This window comes from Streptomyces sp. NPDC005195 (assembly GCF_040608315.1).
Classification (GTDB): domain Bacteria; phylum Actinomycetota; class Actinomycetes; order Streptomycetales; family Streptomycetaceae; genus Streptomyces; species Streptomyces kaempferi.
Map to the genome: position 1 here is coordinate 1 of NZ_JBEXHZ010000347.1, position 1,351 is coordinate 1,351.

A 1,351-nucleotide genomic window follows, 5' to 3' on the forward strand; every position below is an offset into this window, starting at 1 on the left:
CGCCCCGACCACGACCCGGCGGCGTCGCCGAGCGTCGCGGAGCCCTTCGTGGTCATCGTGGCCCAGGGGGTGCGGATCCCCGCCACCTCGCGGTTGTCGGCGGGCGGCCTGCGCAACGTGGTCGTGCTCGACGCGACGGGCTCGATGGTCGGCGGCCCCAAGGTGCTGCGACTGAACGTCACCGGGGACCAGGTGGAATTCCCCTCCGGGGACGAGCTGGTGACGGCGAACGCCGACACCCTCAGCACCGCCGGTGCCGAACGTCTGGCCCGCGCCCTGGCCCCGCTGCGCACCAGCAGCACCGTGGACCTGGCCGAGCGCCCGCTGGAGTCGGACCTGGACCTGGTCACCCTGCTGGGCATCCGAGACCCGCGGACCTTCGACGTCGCGGCCACGTGGCGGCCGCGACAGCAGCAGGCGGCCCGCCTGCAGGTGCCGCTGGGGGTGACCGAGGACGGCGAGGTCGTGCAGCTGGACCTCAAGGAGTCCGCACAGGGCGGCATGGGGCCGCACGGGCTGCTGATCGGCGCGACCGGATCGGGCAAGAGCGAGCTCCTGCGCACCCTGGTGATGGGGTTGGTGACCACCCACTCCTCCGAGGTGCTCAACCTGGTCCTGGTGGACTTCAAGGGCGGCGCGACCTTCCTGAACATGGACCGGCTGCCGCACACCTCCGCGGTGATCACCAACCTGGCCGACGAGATCCACTTGGTCGACCGGATGCGTGATGCCATCAACGGCGAGATGATCCGCCGTCAGGAGCTGCTGCGCGGGTCCGGTCACTCCTCGCTCTTCGCCTACGAGAAGGCCCGGGCGTCAGGCGCCGACCTCGCTCCCCTGCCCTCACTTCTGGTCATCGTCGACGAGTTCTCCGAACTCCTGGCCAGCAAGCCGGAGTTCGTCGACCTCTTCGTGTCGATCGGCCGCCTCGGGCGCAGTCTGGGCGTCCACCTGCTGCTCGCCTCCCAGCGGCTGGACGAGAGCCGGATCCACAAGGTGGAGGGCCATCTCTCCTACCGCATCGCGCTGCGCACCTTCTCCGCGATGGAGTCACGCAGCGTCATCGGCGTCTCCAGTGCCTACGAGCTCCCCTCCGCCCCCGGCAACGGCTTCCTCAAGATCGACACCACCAACCTGGCCCGGTTCAAGGCGGCCTACGTCTCCGGTCCGGCTCCCGAACCGGCCGCCGCGGGCCCCGGCCCGGCGCTGCCGGACACCCCGGCAGCGGAGCTGACACTCTTCGACCTGGCCCAGCAGGGCCCACTGCGATCGGAGTTGGCGGCCAGGGCGCTGGCCGAGCAGTCCCTGCACCCGGCCCGCCGCCAGGAGCCGGCCGGTCCGGCGCCCGCCC

General features: G+C 71.7%; 1 protein-coding gene. It reads left to right on the forward strand.

The window, feature by feature from the left end; all coding sequences use genetic code 11:
- Positions 1–1,351, forward strand: a 1,351-nt coding sequence (gene eccCa, locus ABZV34_RS39560) for a type VII secretion protein EccCa (protein ID WP_356288167.1), incomplete at both ends; no start/stop codon positions are given.